Annotated in this window: 3 protein-coding genes; all 3 read left to right on the forward strand. The window is 67.9% G+C overall.

Annotated elements, in window-relative coordinates; genetic code table 11:
- Positions 1 to 644, forward strand: a 644-nt coding sequence (locus tag ACMUOO_RS17210) for an FAD-dependent oxidoreductase (protein ID WP_413855808.1), incomplete at its 5' end; no start/stop codon positions are given.
- Positions 645 to 710: 66 nt separating this feature from the next.
- Positions 711 to 1,847: an FtsH protease activity modulator HflK gene (gene hflK, locus ACMUOO_RS17215; protein WP_301917283.1), complete on the forward strand. Its 1,137-nt coding sequence runs from the start codon at positions 711 to 713 to the stop codon at positions 1,845 to 1,847.
- Positions 1,847 to 2,151 (forward strand): SPFH domain-containing protein (locus ACMUOO_RS17220; RefSeq protein WP_413855809.1); only part of this gene is annotated, 305 nt, incomplete at its 3' end. The genes hflK and ACMUOO_RS17220, both read left to right, overlap by 1 nt.

The raw sequence follows: 2,151 nt of genomic DNA on the forward strand, positions 1-2,151 counted from the left end.
CGGGCGGCACCCGCGTCACCGCGACCAACGGGCACGAGACGGTCCACGAGGCGGTCATCTACGCCACCGGGCGGGTGCCGAATACCGAGGGCCTCGGGCTCGAGGCGACCGGCGTCAGGCTCGGCCGTAGGGGCGAGGTGGTGGTGGACGAATGGTCGCAGACGGCGGTGCCTTCGATCTATGCCGTGGGCGACGTGACCGACCGGATCAACCTCACGCCGGTCGCCATCCGCGAGGGCCACGCCTTTGCAGACACGGTCTTCGGCGCGCGTCCGACGAAGGCCGACCACACTCTGGTGCCCTCTGCCGTCTTCACCCAGCCGGAGTTCGGAACGGTCGGGCTGACCGAGGAGGAGGCGCGCGATCTTGGCCCGATCGAGATATATGCGACCGCGTTCCGGCCGATGCGATCGGCCTTCGCCGGGCGGCCGGAGCGGGCGATGATGAAGCTCGTGGTCTCGGCCGAAAACCGCAGGGTGCTCGGCTGCCACATCGTCGCGCCCCAGGCGGGCGAGATGATCCAGCTTGCCGCGATCGCGCTCCGGATGGGGGCCACGAAAGAGGACTTCGACCGCACGGTCGCGGTGCATCCGGTGATGGCGGAAGAGCTGGTGACCTTGCGCAAGCCGGTCAGGACGGCTTGAGTTTTCGACAGAGAACGCCCAGTTGGGTGGAGAACACGACGGTTTGAATAAGAAGAGAGGAAGCCGATGGCTGGCAGCGGAGGTCCCTGGGGCGGGGGCGGATCGGACGGCGACGACGACAAGGACCGGCCGGGAGGACGCGGTGGCCGCAGGCCGGGTGAGGGTCCGCAGCTACCCGACGTCGAGGAGATCGTCCGCAAGGGCGCCGACCAGTTGCGCGTCCTGATGGGCGGGCGCGGCGGCGGGCCGCGCGGGCCGGCAGGCGGCGGAGGGCGCGGACAGGGGCCGCAGATCACCCGCGGCACGCTGGGGCTTGGCGCGCTGGCGGCGGTGGGCCTATGGGCCTTCGCGTCGTTCTATACGGTCCGGCCCGAAGAGCAGTCGGTCGAGCTGTTCCTCGGCAAGTTCTCCTCGATCGGGCAGCCGGGGCTCAACTTCGCACCCTGGCCGATCGTCACCGCGAACGTCGTGGCGGTGACGCCGGAACGGACCGAGGACATCGGCGTTGGCCGTGGCGGCTCGGACAGCGGGCTGATGCTGACGGGCGACGAGAATATCGTCGACATCGACTTTCAGGTGGTCTGGAACATCTCGGACCCGACGAAGTACCTCTTCAACCTGCGCGACCCGGAGCTGACGATCAACGCGGTCGCCGAGGCCTCGATGCGCGAGATCATCGCGCAGTCGCTGCTGGCGCCGATCCTGAACCGCGACCGGGGCGCGATCGCCGAACGGCTGAAGGACCTGATCCAGACCACGCTCGACAGCTACGATTCCGGGCTGAACGTCGTGCGCGTCAACTTCGACCGCGCCGATCCGCCGCGCGAGGTGATCGAGGCGTTCAAGAACGTCCAGTCGGCCGAGCAGCAGCGCGACCGGCTCCAGAAGGAAGCCGATGCCTATGCCAACACGGTGCTGGCCGGGGCCCGCGGCCAGGCCGCACAGCTTCTGGAAGAGGCCGAGGCCTACCGCGCGCAGGTGGTGAACCAGGCCCAGGGCGAGGCGAGCCGATTCACCTCGGTTCTCGTCGAATACCAGAAGGCGCCCGAGGTCACGCGCAAGCGGCTCTACCTCGAAACACTGGAATCGGTCCTCGGACAGGTTGACAAGGTGATCCTCGACGAACGGGCGGGGCAGGGCGTTGTGCCATACCTTCCGCTCAACGAACTCGGCCGTAAGCCCGCGACCGGGGGGAGCAACTGATGAACCGCACGACCCTCATCCTTCCCGTAATCGTGATCGCCGTGGCGGCCGCGCTGTCGTCGATCTTCATCGTCGACGAACGCGAAAAGGCGCTTGTCCTCCAGTTCGGCCAGATCAAGGCCGTACACGAGGAGCCGGGGCTCTACTTCAAGCTTCCGGTCATCCAGGAGGTCGTGCGCTATGACGACCGCATCCTCGGCCGCGACATCGATCCCCTTGAGATCACGCCGCTCGACGACCGGCGGCTGGTCGTGGATGCCTTCGCGCGCTTCCGCATCAGCGATGCCCAGCGCTTCCGTCAGGC

The organism is Albidovulum sp., assembly GCF_041919395.1.
Lineage (GTDB): Bacteria > Pseudomonadota > Alphaproteobacteria > Rhodobacterales > Rhodobacteraceae > Albidovulum.